This window comes from Acinetobacter sp. NEB149 (genome assembly GCF_012516415.1).
GTDB classification, from domain to species: domain Bacteria; phylum Pseudomonadota; class Gammaproteobacteria; order Pseudomonadales; family Moraxellaceae; genus Acinetobacter; species Acinetobacter lwoffii_V.
The window spans coordinates 1,615,914-1,631,385 of the sequence record NZ_CP051208.1; the positions used below are offsets into that span (position 1 = coordinate 1,615,914).

General features: G+C 44.0%; 11 protein-coding genes. 2 read left to right on the forward strand and 9 right to left on the reverse strand.

What is annotated here, in order from left to right:
• Positions 1 to 22: 22 nt before the first annotated feature.
• The 5 genes from HGD77_RS07745 to HGD77_RS07765 form a co-directional block, all read right to left on the reverse strand.
• Entirely contained in the window at positions 23 to 682 is a 660-nt protein-coding gene (locus HGD77_RS07745) for a 3-oxoacid CoA-transferase subunit B (RefSeq protein WP_004730982.1), read from the reverse strand.
• Positions 682 to 1,353, reverse strand: coding sequence for a 3-oxoacid CoA-transferase subunit A (locus HGD77_RS07750; RefSeq protein ID WP_004730985.1), 672 nt, complete (start codon positions 1,351 to 1,353; stop codon positions 682 to 684). Before HGD77_RS07750 ends, HGD77_RS07745 begins: the two co-directional genes overlap by 1 nt.
• A gap of 40 nt (positions 1,354 to 1,393) precedes the next feature.
• Positions 1,394 to 2,674: an MFS transporter gene (locus HGD77_RS07755; RefSeq protein ID WP_004646972.1), complete on the reverse strand. Its 1,281-nt coding sequence runs from the start codon at positions 2,672 to 2,674 to the stop codon at positions 1,394 to 1,396.
• A 254-nt stretch (positions 2,675 to 2,928) separates the two neighbouring features.
• Positions 2,929 to 4,128, reverse strand: coding sequence for an acyl-CoA dehydrogenase (locus tag HGD77_RS07760; RefSeq protein WP_004646973.1), 1,200 nt, complete (start codon positions 4,126 to 4,128; stop codon positions 2,929 to 2,931).
• 31 nt (positions 4,129 to 4,159) lie between these two features.
• Complete coding sequence (locus HGD77_RS07765) at positions 4,160 to 5,314, reverse strand: acyl-CoA dehydrogenase family protein (RefSeq protein WP_004730987.1); 1,155 nt, start codon at positions 5,312 to 5,314, stop codon at positions 4,160 to 4,162.
• A 502-nt stretch (positions 5,315 to 5,816) separates the two neighbouring features.
• On the opposite strand from HGD77_RS07765, the gene HGD77_RS07770 reads away from it, so the two are divergent.
• Positions 5,817 to 6,653 carry an IclR family transcriptional regulator gene (locus HGD77_RS07770; RefSeq protein ID WP_004280319.1) on the forward strand — a complete coding sequence of 279 codons (837 nt, stop codon included), beginning with the start codon at positions 5,817 to 5,819 and terminating at the stop codon, positions 6,651 to 6,653.
• 227 nt (positions 6,654 to 6,880) lie between these two features.
• Positions 6,881 to 8,593, forward strand: coding sequence for an electron transfer flavoprotein-ubiquinone oxidoreductase (locus tag HGD77_RS07775; protein ID WP_004730990.1), 1,713 nt, complete (start codon positions 6,881 to 6,883; stop codon positions 8,591 to 8,593).
• A gap of 292 nt (positions 8,594 to 8,885) precedes the next feature.
• Here the strand turns inward: HGD77_RS07775 and HGD77_RS07780 are convergent, their stop codons facing one another.
• The 4 genes from HGD77_RS07780 to betB all read right to left on the reverse strand — a co-directional run bounded on the left by HGD77_RS07780 (position 8,886) and on the right by betB (position 15,469).
• The gene (locus HGD77_RS07780; RefSeq protein WP_004730992.1) at positions 8,886 to 11,087 is read right to left on the reverse strand and encodes an OsmC domain/YcaO domain-containing protein; all 2,202 of its coding nucleotides are present in this window, start codon (positions 11,085 to 11,087) and stop codon (positions 8,886 to 8,888) included.
• 341 nt (positions 11,088 to 11,428) lie between these two features.
• Positions 11,429 to 12,199, reverse strand: coding sequence for a hypothetical protein (locus tag HGD77_RS07785; RefSeq protein ID WP_004730994.1), 771 nt, complete (start codon positions 12,197 to 12,199; stop codon positions 11,429 to 11,431).
• Positions 12,200 to 12,326: 127 nt separating this feature from the next.
• Complete coding sequence (gene betA / locus HGD77_RS07790) at positions 12,327 to 13,982, reverse strand: choline dehydrogenase (protein WP_004730996.1); 1,656 nt, start codon at positions 13,980 to 13,982, stop codon at positions 12,327 to 12,329.
• An 11-nt stretch (positions 13,983 to 13,993) separates the two neighbouring features.
• A complete protein-coding gene (gene betB / locus HGD77_RS07795; protein WP_004730999.1) occupies positions 13,994 to 15,469 on the reverse strand; it encodes a betaine-aldehyde dehydrogenase in 1,476 nt (491 codons plus the stop codon).
• Positions 15,470 to 15,472 lie beyond the last annotated feature (3 nt).

Consider the following 15,472-nt stretch of genomic DNA (forward strand, 5'->3'; position numbering starts at 1 on the left):
TCAGAATATTGCGGACTTATTTTTAGGCTGCTTGTTGACGACTGTCCACTAATTTACAGCCAGTCTGCCGTTGCAATTCTTCAAAACTTAAGCCATCCACTATTTCAATAACCTGAGCTTGTCGGTCTTTTAATTCAATCACACACAAATCAGTATAAATACGGTTGACACAATGTTTACCTGTTAGAGGATAAGTCAGTTCTTCAACAATTTTTGCCTCACCGTTTTTGGTCACATGTTCCATGCAAACATAGACACAGCGAGCACCCACTGCCAGATCCATCGCACCGCCTACAGCAGGTACAGCATCAGCATTACCGGTATGCCAGTTCGCCAGATCACCATTAATAGCGACCTGAAAAGCCCCCATGATACAGATATCCAGATGCCCGCCTCGCATGATATCGAAAGAGTCGGCAGAATTCATAAAACTGCCACCTTGCAACATGCTTACGAGTTCTTTGCCGGCGTTAATCAGATCATCATCTGCCTGTTCAGGATCACTCAATGCAGCAAAACCTAAAACGCCATTTTCCGAGTGTAGAATTACTCCTTGTTCAGGTTTTAAATAACCTGCTACGCGTGTCGGTAAACCAATACCCAAATTTACAAAAGAGCCGGTTGGAATGTCTTGTGCAACTTTAGCTACAATCTGTTCACGACTACGTTTTTGAATATTCATTATTTAATATCTCCAACCTTGACCACATGCTGTACAAAAATCCCTGGCGTTACGATGATCTCTGGATCAAGCTCCCCCAGTTCCACAACTTGATGGACTTGTGCAATGGTGGTTTTTGCTGCTTTGGCCATGATCGGACCAAAATTCCGTGCTGCCTTACGGTAGGTCAAGTTGCCCCACTGATCTGCCTGATTGGCATAAACCAAGGCATAATCAGCATGTATCGGATATTCCAGCACATAATCTTTTCCATTGATATTACGGGTTTCTTTACCCTCAGCTATTTTGGTACCAAAACCGGTTGGAGTAAAAACAGCTCCTAAGCCTGCACCGGCTGCCTGAATACGGCAGGCCAGATTGCCTTGTGGCACCAGTTCCAGCTCAACTTTTCCGGCTTTATACAGATCTTCAAAGACGGTTGAGTTATTGGCCCGTGGAAATGAACAGATCATTTTTTTAACCAGTCCAGACAACAGCAGATTGGTTAGACCACGATCTCCAGAAGCTGCATTGTTGTTAATAATGGTTAAGTCTCTAGGACCAAAGTCAATTAATGCTTCGATTAATTCTACCGGCTGACCTGCCAGGCCAAAACCACTGGTCATAATGTGTGCACCATCAGGAATTTGCTTAAGTACCGTCTCGATATCCTGCGTGATTTTATTCATCATATTGCTTCCTAGCATGTTCTATCTATATTACGAGTGCAGATTAATCTGCCTTTTGTGGATCAAATAAGCGGTCTTTAATAAAGAAAGCGGGTATCAGGCCGCAAAGAAAATAGGCAATGCCCATAATCAGTAAGCCGGTACCAATTGAGCCTCCTTGAGCAAAATAGCCAATGGTAAGAGGTGCAAACACCGCACCCAGTCGGCCTACGTTATATGCCCCACCCACTGCTGTTCCACGCACTTTGGTGGAGAAGCTTTCTGTCATGTAAGTCGCATTAATACCGTATGGAATACCATAGAGAAAACCGAAAAATAACATCAGCCAGAGGATATTATCCGGCGTATTACCAAAGACAATCACAGGGATAAAAATTGCAGTACCCATAGTGCCGAAAGCAAATACCGCACGACGGCCAATCCGGTCAGCGATAAAACCAGCAATAACTTTGGTACACATCATGATCAGGAAAGTCCCGATCATATACATGGTCATTTCTTTAAACTTGATTCCCAGATCAGTCTCTAAATACGCCGGTAGCCAGTTGCTGACTCCATAATAGCCAAACTGTAAAAATGCGGTACTGAAGGACCAGAGGATAAACATGCGACGGCTAAGTGCATCTTCAAAAATCATTTTAAAAGTATTTTTTGGTTTTTCCTGCAGAATACCACTGGCTTTTGCATCCAGGCGTGCTTTACGCGCATCTAACCAGGCTTTCGGCTCAGGCACCAAGAAGTACATCGCGAAGGCCAGTACAATTGGAATAATGGCAATATAATAGAGGTATCGCCAGCCAAATTCAGGCAATAGCCATCCAGCCAGAACAGTTGCGACCACCGAGCCTAAAGTCCAGCCAGTCATAAGCGTTGCCAATACTGTAGAGCGATATTTGGTGGGTACATACTCTGCCATGAGTGTGTTACAGGCAATATATAGAGCACCTAGTCCAATCGCAGACGTAAAGCGCAGCCATTTGAACTGATCATAACTTTCTACGAATCCTAACCAGAAGGTTAATGAAGAAAATAATGCAATGGCAATGACGATCACACGAACCCGGCCAAAACGGTCACAAGCCCAGCCACCAAAAAAACCGCCGATAGCCATGCCTGCAAGCGTCCAGCTCCCTAAGGCACCGGCCTGCATATTACTTAATGAAAACTCTTGTTTCAGACTGGTCAGACTGTAGGCTAATAACGCAATATCAGCACCATCAACCAATAATGCTAAAAATGAGAAAATAAAGGCCAGAATCCAGACTCTTTGCTTGGGTTCGTTTCCACCTTCCACTGGGTGTTGTTGTGAACTGATCGTATCCATAATGCTCTTTCTACTTTTCGGCACTCCTGTGCCTTTTTAAAACGCATATTTCACTTAATTATTTAGGTGAAATATAGAATATTCGCTGATCATTACCACGCTTTAGCAAGGTGGTATAAAATGATTTTCAAAGTTCTTGATAAATTTTCTCTGCAGAAATCACGTAGCAATACATTGAATGATGTGATTAAGCACAATTCTTAAACCCGTAAAACAATCTAGCCAGCAATGCTGGCTAGAAGTTGATGTCAGGTTTAGTTGCAAAAGGCTGCAATTCCGGTTTGTGCACGACCTAAAATCAGGGCATGTACATCATGGGTACCTTCATAGGTATTTACCACTTCCAGATTAACCAAATGACGGGCTACACCGAATTCATCGCTAATGCCATTTCCACCCATCATGTCACGGGCCAAACGGGCAATATCCAGTGCCTTGCCGCAGTTGTTGCGCTTGATCAGTGATGTACCTTCAACTGAAGCAATGCCTTCATCCTTCATGCGGCCAAAACGTAAAGCCACCTGCAAACCGAGTGCAATTTCAGTTTGCATATCTGCCAGTTTCTTCTGGATCAGCTGATTCGCAGCGAGTGGTCGACCAAACTGTTTACGGTCCATGGTGTATTGATGTGCGGTATGCCAGCAGAACTCTGCAGCTCCCATGGCACCCCAGGCAATCCCGTAACGTGCACTATTCAAGCAGGTAAAAGGCCCTTTTAAACCGCGAACTTCCGGAAATGCATTTTCTTCTGGAACAAAGACGTTATCCATTACAATTTCACCGGTGATTGAGGCACGTAGACCCACCTTGCCGTGAATCGTTGGAGCAGAAAGCCCTTCCCAGCCTTTTTCTAAAATAAAGCCACGAATGTCACCGATATTACCTTCGGCAGAAACTTCTTTGGCCCAAACTACAAATACATCGGCAATCGGACTATTGGTAATCCACATTTTTGCGCCAGTTAAACGGTAACCACCCTCGACTTTTTTAGCACGGCTAATCATGCTGCCCGGATCCGAACCATGATCCGGCTCGGTCAAGCCGAAGCAACCAATATATTCACCGGTTGCTAATTTTGGTAAATACTTCTGCTTTTGCTCTTCAGAACCAAATTCATTAATGGGTACCATCACCAGAGAGCTTTGTACGCTGGCCATTGAACGGTAACCTGAATCGACACGTTCAACTTCACGAGCAATCAGACCATAACTGACATAATTTAAACCTGCACCGCCGTACTGTTCCGGAATGGTTGGACCGAGTAAACCCAGTTCTCCCATTTCACGGAAAATAGCCGGATCGGTTTTTTCATGACGGAACTGTTCCAGTACACGCGGCATCAGTTTGTCTTGACAGTACGCTGCCGCTGCATCGCGAATCATGCGCTCTTCTGATGTCAGTTGCTGTTCTATTAAAAACGGGTCTTGCCAATCAAATCTAATTTTTGTCGTCATTTTAATATTTCCTTATTTTAAAATTATGAGATTAGGCGGTTGCTTGTTTAATCATTTCACGCGCAATAATAATTTGCTGGATTTGTGTGGTTCCTTCATATAAACGGAACAGACGCACATCACGGTAGAAACGTTCAATTGAATATTCACTGATATAACCCGCTCCACCATGAATCTGCAAACAGCGATCAGCAACTCGACCACACATTTCAGTTGCAAACATTTTGGCACAAGAGGCTTCAGTCGTAACATTTTGGCCAGCATCACGTAGACGCGCAGCATCCAGCACCATACATTTGGCTGCATAAATCTCGGCTTTGGAGTCTGCCAACATACCTTGGATTAGCTGGAAATTCGCAATGGGCTGGCCAAACTGTTTGCGTTCCACTGCATAGTTAAGTGCATCTTCCAGCATACGCTCTGCCATGCCGACGCTATAACCGGCAATGTGCAGACGGCCCTTATCTAGAACGCGCATTGCTGTTTTGAAGCCAATCCCTTCTACACCGCCAATCAGCTGATCTTTATGCACTTTACAGTTATCAAAAATTACATCACAGGTATAGGAACCATGTTGGCCCATTTTCTTGTCAATTTTACCTAGGCTTAAACCAAGTGTGCCTGCTTCGACTAGAAATGCTGAAATACCGCTCGCACCTTTAATCTCTTGATTGGTACGTGCCATCACGGTAAATGTCGTGGCACGTGGTGCATTGGTGATAAAGCGTTTAGTTCCGTTTAAAATATAATAATCGCCGTCTTTGACTGCACTGGTTTTTAAAGCAGCAGCGTCTGAGCCGGAATCCGGTTCGGTCAAACAGAATGAACCAATAATTTCGCCCGTTGCATAACGCGGTAAATATTTCTGTTTTTGTTCTTCTGTACCGTCGATAATGATGCCACTTGAGCCAATGCCGTTGTTAGTACCAATTAAAGAGCGGAATGCAGCTGATGTATGACCTAACTCCATCGCGACCAGAATTTCTTCTTCCATGGTAATGCCTAAACCACCATATTCTTCTGGAATCGTCAGGCCAAACAAGCCCAGCTCTTTCATCTGTTCCACAATATGTTCAGGAATGGCATTGTTCTCTTCTACTTCATGCTCAAGAGGCACCAGTTCATTTTTTACAAAATCGCGAATCGTTGACAGAAGTTGGTCTAGCATTTCCGGATCACGAATCATATGAATCTCCATGGATATGATTTAGGTAAATTCCTTTACCCTTATTTTTGTTTCGTATTACGAAATAAATAATCATATAAAATCATTTTGAGCAAGTGAAATTATTAAAAATTTTATTTTTTAAACAAAAAATGAAATTTTTCTGGCATTCCAGTTAATTTATGTTTAAGATTTAATTTCACGATACGAAATATTTTGATGAATGATTGTTTTATTTATCAGTTTTTTGAATAGATAATTAAACCTTTTTTCTTGCTGTAATACTTGTCGATCACTGACTCTTTCGGAGAAATCGAAACTTTTTAAATGTTTTGGCTACGTATTAAACCTAAAAAACTAGATGATTTTATATCGTCTTTAAACTTGAGTAACAAAATTCTTTCCGGCCACAAATAACTTCGGCACTTTTTCTTATATTTTATCTTTTATAGAAGTGTTTTATTTTGTATCGTGAAATTATGTTGCTATCATATTCATTAATTTAACTTTAATTGCCCTGACCATGACAAAAAATAAAACTGGTGAAATTCCCAACTTTGATGAAATCCGTTTAGATCCGATTTCACATATTCATAGAGAAAATAATCCTCAATTTATTGCGTCTATTGCGCGTGGATTGGAAATCTTGCGTTGCTTTTCAGCGACCAATCAATTGCTTGGCAATCAGGAAATTGCACAATTAACCAACTTACCCAAGCCAACTGTGGCCCGTATTACCAGCACCCTGGTTTCTTTAGGTTATTTAAAACAACTACCGAATACCACGAAATATCTGTTGGATGTTGGCGTATTGGCTTTGGGCTATGCAGCTTTGAGTAATATTTCTGCACGTACTCAGGCTTATCCGTTTATGGAAGAAATGTCACGCTATTCCCAAGCCCCTGTGGCAATGGCTACCCGTGACCGTTTGAGCATGATTTATCTGGAAGTGGTACATACAGAATCGACGCTGACCATGCGCCGCCCTGTCGGTTCGACTTTACCGATTCATAGCAGTGCCATGGGACGTGCCTGTCTGGCAGCAATGGATGTAAAAGAACGCGAATATTTATTTGACGCGATCAAGAAAAGAAACGAAGATCAGTGGCCAACCATCAAGCGTAATCTGGAACGTGCAATCCGTGATTATCAGGATTATGGCTATTGTCTGTCTCTAGGTGACTGGGCTAAGGATGTGAATTCCGTGGCAGTTCCATTGGTTCACCCTAAACACGGGATATTAACGTTTAACTGTGGTGCTCCAAGTTATCTGTTAAATCAGGAAAAACTGGAAAATGAAATTGGGCCGCGTCTGATTCACATGGTGAACAATATTGCTATGAATCTCAATAATATATAAAAAAATTAATCATCAGAGCGACATTCAGTCGCTCTTCTTATTGAATACCCAATCTACACATCTTCTTCCTTTATCTATAATTTACAGCAAACCTTTTTAATACGGTGAAATAGATAAGATTTAAAAAATAGATAAAGTCCTATTTCAAATAAAAAGATCAAAAATAAGCTTCATAACCGATTTAGATAATGCTATAAATATCGTATAGCGAAATTGGATTTTATATTATGGAAGATATAACAAGAGAATCGATGGAGTTTGACGTCGTCATCGTAGGCGCAGGCCCTGCGGGTCTTTCTGCTGCGATCAAAATCCGTCAACTTGCAATTGAAAACAACTTAAACGATTTGTCCGTTTGTGTCGTAGAAAAAGGCTCCGAAGTCGGTGCACATATTCTGTCTGGTGCTGTGCTTGAACCGCGTGCCATAAACGAGTTGTTCCCGGACTGGAAAGAACAGGGTGCCCCGCTGAATGTTCCAGTGACCGAAGATAAAACCTTCTTCCTGCTTTCAGATGAAAAATCACAGGAAGCACCGCACTGGATGGTGCCTAAAACCATGCATAATGATGGCAACTATGTCATCTCATTGGGCAACGTGGTGCGCTGGTTAGGTCAGAAAGCCGAAGAACTGGAAGTGTCGATCTTCCCGGGCTTTGCAGCCTCTGAAATTCTTTATCATGCCGATGGTACGGTAAAAGGCATTCAAACCGGTGATATGGGTATCGGTAAAGATGGCGAACCAACGCATAACTTTACCCCGGGTTATGAACTACATGCCAAATACACCATTTTTGCTGAAGGCTGTCGTGGTCATCTCGGTAAGCGTTTAATCCAGAAGTTCAACCTAGACAAAGACGCTGATCCGCAGCATTACGGGATCGGGATTAAAGAACTCTGGGAAATCGATCCTGCCAAGCACAAACCGGGTCTGGTGATGCACGGTGCCGGCTGGCCATTGTCTGAAACCGGTTCTTCAGGCGGCTGGTGGCTGTACCATGCCGAGAATAACCAGGTGACCCTGGGCATGATCGTGGATCTGTCTTACACCAATCCGCACATGTATCCCTTCATGGAAATGCAGCGCTGGAAAACCCATCCACTGATCAAGCAGTATCTGGAAGGCGGTAAGCGTATTTCTTATGGTGCCCGTGCTGTGACCAAAGGTGGCTTTAACTCGCTGCCAAAATTCACCTTCCCGGGTGGTTCGTTAATTGGTGATGATGCCGGCTTCCTGAACTTTGCCAAGATCAAGGGCTCACATACCGCAATGAAATCCGGCATGCTTTGCGGTGAAGCGGTATTTGAAGCGATTGCGGCCGGTGTAGAAAAAGGCGGTGATCTGGCGGTTGCGCGTGTTGTAGAGGGCGAAGATTTCTTCGTGAAAGAACTGACCGCGTATACCGACAAGTTTAACAACAGCTGGTTAAAAGAAGAGTTATACAACTCGCGTAACTTTGGCCCGGCAATGCACAAGTTCGGTCAATGGATCGGTGGCGCGTTTAACTTTATCGACCAGAACGTGTTTAAAGTGCCATTCACCCTGCATGATCTGGTTCAGGACCATGCCGCGTTGAAAACCCAGGCGGCTGAAAGCTTCAAGCCAAACTATCCAAAACCGGATGGCAAGCTGACCTTTGACCGTCTGTCTTCAGTGTTTGTCTCGAATACGGTCCATGAAGAAAACCAGCCAGCGCATCTGAAACTCACCGATGCCTCTATTCCGGTGGAAGTGAACCTGCCGAAATGGGATGAGCCTGCACAGCGTTACTGCCCGGCAGGTGTTTATGAAATCATGGAAAATAATGACGGTTCGAAACGCTTCCAGATCAATGCAGCCAACTGTGTGCACTGCAAGACCTGTGACATTAAGGACCCTTCCCAGAACATCACCTGGGTGACACCGGAAGGTGGTGGTGGTCCGAATTACCCGAATATGTAAGGTAATTCCTGTGAATGAGAAAAATACATCTATTTCTCACATTCATATACCCACTCTTGAAGCAGTTAGTATTAACACTTCACTTTAATTTTTTAGGTAATTCCAGTTCCCTCGGGAGCTGGGATTAATAAATTTTCAAATAGAAAAATAGAAAAATAGAAAAATAGAAAAATAGAAAAATAGAAAAGATTGCATATAGGGTCAGAGATAAAAATAGCCTACTCGAAACCGAGTAAGCCATTTTTTAAGATTTAAAACAAATGACGAAAAATTTTAGTCATTCTTCTATGGATTATTGCTGAGCCACAAACTTGGCACGCGCTGCATGCAATTTCTTATAGCTGTCAATTAAACGTAGATGACGATCCAGCCCTTCAAGCTGCATGTTGGTTTCGGTCAAACCATAGAAACGGACTGTTCCTTCAATTGAACCTAAAACGGCATCCATACGGGCATCACCAAACATACGACGGAAGTTGTGTTCATAATCTTCCAGTTCCATTTCATCATCCAGAATGACTTCCAGAACGACATTCATGCACTGGTAGAACAGGCCACGTTCAACGGTATTGGTATTGAACTGCAGGAACTGCTCAACCAGATCTTTGGCTTCTTCAAATTGCTGCAAAGCCACATAAATCAGTAGTTTCAGTTCAAGAATAGTGAGTTGGCCCCATTCAGTATTTTCATCGAACTCGATACCGATCAAGGTTTTGATTTCGGTATAGTCATCCTCATCTGCTTCTTCCAGACGCTCAACCAATGCTTCCAATTGTTCATCATCCAGACGGTGCAGATTCAGGATATCTTCACGATATAACAAAGCCTTGTTGGTATTGTCCCAAACCAGATCTTCTACCAGATAAATTTCCGAATAGCCCGGTACCAGAATACGGCAAGCTGTTGCACCTAGATGCTGATACACCGCCATATAAACTTCATGGCCCATGTCTTCCAGAATTGTGAATAATTCCTGAGCTTCATCCGCATTCGAGTTTTGACCGTTATTAGTGAAATCCCACTCGACAAAATCATAATCTGATTTCGCGCTGAAGAAACGCCAAGACACCACACCGCTTGAGTCAATAAAATGTTCGACGAAGTTATTCGGTTCAGTTACTGCATTGCTGCTAAAAGTTGGTTTTGGCAGATCATTCAGACCTTCAAAACTACGGCCTTGTAAAAGTTCAGTCAGACTGCGTTCTAATGCTACTTCAAAGTTAGGATGGGCACCGAATGAGGCAAATACACCGCCGGTACGCGGGTTCATCAAGGTAACGCACATGACCGGGAACTGACCGCCTAGTGAAGCATCTTTGACCAGAACCGGGAAGCCCTGTTCTTCCAGACCCTTAATGCCTTCAACAATTTTTGGATATTTTGCCAGAACCTGTTCAGGCACATCCGGAAGTGCAAGCTCACCTTCCAGAATTTCACGTTTAACAGCACGCTCAAAAATTTCAGACAGACACTGTACTTGTGCTTCAGCCAGCGTATTACCGGCGCTCATACCATTACTTAAGTACAGGTTTTCGATCAGATTCGACGGAAAATAAACGGTTTCACCATCAGACTGACGTACAAATGGGAGTGAGCAGATACCACGAGCCTTGTTTCCCGAGTTGGTATCATAAAGATGGGTACCTAACAACTCATCTTCAGGATCATAAATTTCACGGGTATGTTCATCTAGAACTTCTGCAGGTAATTCGCCATTCGGACCTGGCTGGAACCATTTTTCATCTGGATAATGCACAAATTCTGCATTGGCAATATCTTCACCCCAGAACTGGTCGTTATAGAAAAAGTTGCAATTCAGACGCTCAATAAATTCGCCCAAGGCAGATGCCAGCGCACTTTCTTTGGTCGAACCCTTACCATTGGTAAAGCACATTGGTGACTGCGCATCACGGATATGTAGCGACCACACATTCGGCACGATATTACGCCAAGACGCGATTTCAATCTTCATGCCAAGGCCTGCCAGAATGGCAGACATATTGGCAATCGTTTCTTCCAGCGGAAGGTCCTTACCCGGAATGAAAGTCGTATGGTCAGAAGCCAGACTTGGCATCAATAAAGCTTGAGCATCCGCATCAATGCTTTCCACTTCTTCAATGACAAATTCAGGACCGGTTTGAATTACTTTTTTGACGGTACAACGGTCAATCGAACGTAAAATTCCTTGGCGATCTTTTTCAGAAATATCAGCCGGTAGTTCCACCTGAATTTTAAAAATCTGTTTATATCGGTTTTCAGGATCAACGATATTGTTTTGAGATAGGCGGATATTGTCGGTCGGAATATCACGTGCCGCGCAATAGACTTTGACAAAATAAGCCGCACATAAAGCTGAAGATGCCAGAAAATAATCGAATGGGCCGGGTGCCGAACCATCGCCTTTATAGCGGATCGGCTGATCGGCGATTACCGTGAAGTCATCGAACTTGGCTTCCTGACGAAGATTATCGAGATAATTGACCTTAATTTCCATGTGGATACCTAAATATTCTTATGTGCCGTCACGGACAAATAAGATGCTGAATCTGAATATACAAGCCGGTTCACGGAGGAGAACTTGAATGAAAAATAGAAAATGGTCAGGTTATACCATTTGACGAAGTGTCTGGATAACGCTGCCGAGAATGGGCGCTATTATAGAATTATTTTATGAAATTGATAATATTTGTCTGAAATTCTGGCAGATTAAACCAGATCCTCAGTCTTTCCTGAGCTGCCGGAGCATGAATCAACTTCAAGTCATGGCTTATACTATTAATCAAAGTTGCAGATAAGGCAGATTTTCACCCGCCTAGTCTGAATGATTTCATAATTTTAAAAATCATAACTCAGTGCAAATACTGCAAGATTACGCTGCTTGTCATCATAGCGGTCATAACCGCCAAAGATATATTCACCTGACATACTCAACTGCGGTAAAAGCGCATAACTGAGTCCGGCAGAAGCATAACGAAAGGCAAACTGCTTTTCGGTATCGCCCAGTTCACCGCCCTCATATTTGCCTTCATCGTTAAAATAGCTTCCTGCTGCTGTAATGCTGGCATTCAGGCGATCATTCAACTGATGATTCAGGTTAAGCGTATAAAAAGTATCGCCCTGATTGGCATAAGCCACATCATACAGATAGGTCGATACGCTGGCGCCGATACTGGTTTGATCATTCAACGCACGACTTACATTTAAGCCCAACTCATTTCCAGTGGTGTTCTCACCGCCCGGATAATAATAGGTCGCATTCCATAAATCCCAGTCATAATTTTCGCTGCTATAGGTATAACCCAGCAGAAAATCATGCTCGAATTTGTCTGAACGATGTCCCGGACGCCCCTGCACTTCTGCATAAGAGTATCCAAGCGTAGATCCCCAATATCCAACATAAAAATTGCCATAAGCCAGATTCAATGCAGCCTGTACAGCAACGTCGTCATTTTCAGGTGCATTGGTCAAACCACGGGAGACGTACTTGGAGACCACACTCAAGTTTCCGCTTGCTTCTATTTTTTTTACTTCCGCATCATCGGCATAACAGTAAAAACTTGAAACAGCAGCACAGCCAAACAGCACTGTTTGATTGAATATTTTCATAAAATATAAATGTATTAAGTAAAGCGGAGATAAAACCGAAAGCAGTCGAGGTTTTATCTCCGCTTTGGGACAAAATTGAAATTCGCTTTACTCCTGCTTTGCTAGGCGGCAGGAATAAAACCATAATTTAAGTGCGAGGCGCCTTGTAAAAAGGTGCAGATGAAGGCGCAAGAGCAGGTTTGCCACGAATATGGTCTGCCAGTTTTTCAGCGATCATAATCGTAGTTGCATTGAGGTTACCGGTAATGATCAAAGGCATAATCGAGGCGTCAATCACACGCAACCCCTGCATTTCATGTACGCGTCCATAACCATCGACAACCGCCATGTCATCCTCACCCATTTTACAGCTACATGATGGATGATACGCGGTTTCTGCATGATTACGAACAAATTCATCAATTTCAGCATCTGTTTGTAGATGTTTTCCCGGACTGATTTCTTCACCACGATAGGGATCCAATGCCGGCTGATGCATAATTTCCCGGGTAATCCGGATGGCATCGCGGAATTCACGCCAGTCCTGCTCGGTACTCATATAGTTGAACAGAATACTTGGATGCTCAAAGGGGTCTTTGGATTTCAGACGGACACGGCCACGTGACGGTGAACGCATAGAGCCCACATGTGCCTGAAAACCATGTTCATGAATGGCATTGGTGCCATTATAATTAATCGCTACAGGCAGGAAATGATACTGGATATTGGGCCAGTCAAATTCGTCTGAGGAGCGGATAAAACCACCGGCTTCAAACTGGTTACTGGCCCCAATACCTTTACCTAAAAACAGCCACTCCGCACCAATCATGGGCTGGTTATACCACTTGAGTGCCGGATATAAGCTAACCGGTCTTTTGCACTTATATTGCAGGTACATTTCCAGATGGTCCTGCAGATTTTCACCCACACCTGGCAAATCCTGAACCACAGGAATATCCAGACTTTTTAACAGTTCGGCTGGACCTACACCGGAGCGTTGCAGGATTTGCGGTGAGGCAATCGCACCACCACATAATAAAACTTCACGATCCACAAAGACCTGAATCGGCTGTAAGGTATTTTGTCCTTCAAAATATTCCACACCAATTGCCTGATTACGATTAAACAGAATCCGGTTGGTCATAGCGTGGGTAATAATCGTGAGATTATCCCGGTCTTTGGCCATATCCAGATAACCACGTGCTGTACTGGAACGACGGCCTTGCGGCGTTACGGTACGGTCCATCGGTCCAAAACCTTCCTGCTGATAGCCATTCAGGTCATCAGTACGTGGATAACCGGCCTGTACACCTGCCTCGACCATGGCATGGAACAGTTCATTATTGCCATTTTTAGGTGTTGCCACCGAAACCGGTCCAGAATCACCATGATAATCATTGCCGCCAATATCGCGCGTTTCAGCTTTTTTATAATACGGCAGACATTCAGCATAGCTCCAGTGTTCTAGCCCCTTCAGGCTGGCCCACTGTTCAAGATCCATAGCATTACCGCGAATGTAACACATGCCGTTAATTAATGAAGAACCGCCCAGACCTTTTCCGCGCCCGCACTCCATACGACGATTATTCATATGAGGTTCGGGATCGGTCAGATAGGCCCAGTTATAGCGTCGTCCCTGTAATGGATAAGCCAATGCAGCAGGCATTTGTGTTCTGAAGTCTAGACGGTAATCCGGCCCACCTGCTTCCAGCAACAGGACTTTCACATCCGGATCTTCAGTTAAACGCGCTGCGAGTACATTCCCTGCCGAACCTGCACCGATAATAATATAGTCGTAATTCATCCAATCCTCCCTTATGCGCTAAATACAGACTGGAAAGGACTAAGTTCAACTTGCACCGACTTGGTCTGGGTATATTGCTGTAGCGTGACAATACCGTTTTCGCGACCGACACCCGAATGTTTATAGCCACCGACAGGCATTTCTGCCGGTGATTCGCCCCAGGTATTAATCCAGCAAATGCCGGCTTCGATTTGATGAATAATACGATGCGCACGTGCCAGATTCGGTGTCACGACACCAGCTGCCAAACCATATTCGGTATCATTGGCACGACGAATCGCCTCTTCTTCTGAGTCATAACTCAGAATACTCATGACTGGACCAAAAATTTCTTCACAGATAATCGTCATGTCATCACGGCAGTCGGTAAATACGGTTGGCAGGACATAAGCTCCTTGGACAAACTGTTCATCCTTAGCACGGCCGCCGCCACATAATAGGCGTGCCCCTTCTATCTTGCCTTTTTCGATATAGCCCAGCACTTTTTCCATATGCTCAAAGCTGGAAACCGGACCGAAATTGGTTTCAGGATCAAGTGGATCACCCATACGGATATGTTCAACACGCTGCAAAATCTTTTCTTCAAATTCTGCTTTCAATGCCAAAGGCACAAATACGCGAGTACCGTTGGTACACACCTGACCGGAACTATAGAAATTGGCCATCATGGCAATATCGGCCGCCAAATCCAGATCGGCATCTTCACAGATAATCAGCGGAGACTTACCGCCCAGCTCCATCGTGACTTCTTTCAGGCTAGAATTTGCAGCTTGCGCCATGACCTTTTTGCCGGTAGAAACGCCACCGGTAAACGACACTTTGGCAATATCAGGATGCGAAGTCAGATAACCACCAATTTCACCACTGCCGGTAACCACATTAAAGACACCATGCGGCACACCTGCTTCAGTATAAATTTCTGCCAATTTTAATGCAGTTAAAGGCGTCACTTCACTGGCTTTAAAGATCATGGCATTGCCTGCTGCCAGTGCAGGTGCAGATTTCCATAAGGCAATTTGAACCGGATAATTCCATGCACCAATCCCGGCAACCACACCCAAAGGTTCACGGCGAGTATAAACAAACGAACTGCTTCTGAGCGGGATTTGCTGGCCTTCTAATGCTGGCAAAATACCTGCATAGTATTCGAGTACATCTGCACCTGTCGCAATATCGACGGTGGATGTTTCACTGAAAGCTTTACCACTGTCGAGACTTTCTAAACGCGCTAGCTCGTCATTACGTTCACGGAGGATGGCAACAGCCTTGTTCAAAATACGGGAACGTTGAATCGCCGTCATTTCTGCCCAGACTTTTTGTCCTTGTTGTGCCGATTCAACAGCGCGATCGATATCTTTTCGCGTACATACCTGCACGTCTGCCAGAATTTCGCCTGTTGCAGGATTAATCGTTTGAAACGTGCTATTGGACGTTGCATCGACATATTGTCCATGAATATAAGGACGTTGCAGTTTGAATGTTGTCAACGG

Bases quoted from the DNA above. Each gene is read 5' to 3' on its own strand.
- HGD77_RS07745 (WP_004730982.1), bottom strand. From the start codon at position 682: ATGAATATTCAAAAACGTAGTCGTGAACAGATTGTAGCTAAAGTTGCA.
- HGD77_RS07750 (WP_004730985.1), bottom strand. From the start codon at position 1,353: ATGATGAATAAAATCACGCAGGATATCGAGACGGTACTTAAGCAAATT.
- HGD77_RS07755 (WP_004646972.1), bottom strand. From the start codon at position 2,674: ATGGATACGATCAGTTCACAACAACACCCAGTGGAAGGTGGAAACGAA.
- HGD77_RS07760 (WP_004646973.1), bottom strand. From the start codon at position 4,128: ATGACGACAAAAATTAGATTTGATTGGCAAGACCCGTTTTTAATAGAA.
- HGD77_RS07765 (WP_004730987.1), bottom strand. From the start codon at position 5,314: ATGATTCGTGATCCGGAAATGCTAGACCAACTTCTGTCAACGATTCGC.
- HGD77_RS07770 (WP_004280319.1), top strand. From the start codon at position 5,817: ATGACAAAAAATAAAACTGGTGAAATTCCCAACTTTGATGAAATCCGT.
- HGD77_RS07775 (WP_004730990.1), top strand. From the start codon at position 6,881: ATGGAAGATATAACAAGAGAATCGATGGAGTTTGACGTCGTCATCGTA.
- HGD77_RS07780 (WP_004730992.1), bottom strand. From the start codon at position 11,087: ATGGAAATTAAGGTCAATTATCTCGATAATCTTCGTCAGGAAGCCAAG.
- HGD77_RS07785 (WP_004730994.1), bottom strand. From the start codon at position 12,199: ATGAAAATATTCAATCAAACAGTGCTGTTTGGCTGTGCTGCTGTTTCA.
- betA (WP_004730996.1), bottom strand. From the start codon at position 13,982: ATGAATTACGACTATATTATTATCGGTGCAGGTTCGGCAGGGAATGTA.